General features: G+C 50.2%; 1 pseudogene. It reads right to left on the minus strand.

Annotation, left to right across the window (positions count from 1 at the left end):
• A pseudogene (locus ACERY3_RS25425) lies at positions 1–301 on the minus strand (hypothetical protein); the annotation flags it as partial.

The following is a 301-nucleotide window of genomic DNA, read 5'->3' on the forward strand; positions in this document are numbered from 1 at the left end:
AACATTGCATCTCCCGTTGAACGGTACAGTGCCCGGGCCTGAAGCTCCGTTTCTCCGTCAGAAATGGTGATACGTTCTGAGTTGTTTACCGATGTCGGCGTTGCAATGTTTCCTCCGAGCGTAAATGTCGGATCTTTTGTTTTTCGACTGGTTTCCAGTTGCCAGCCTCTCGCCTTGCTGTAATTTACATGGCTGTACCGATTTCCCGGAACTCTCATCGGGCTGATGAATCCCGGTCCACCATTCCCATAATGACGCTGATACAGGCTTCGAAGTTGGCCTGAAAGAAAATCAGCAGCTG

It is taken from the genome of Enterobacter cloacae complex sp. ESBL7, assembly GCF_041679625.1.
Lineage (GTDB): Bacteria > Pseudomonadota > Gammaproteobacteria > Enterobacterales > Enterobacteriaceae > Enterobacter > Enterobacter asburiae_B.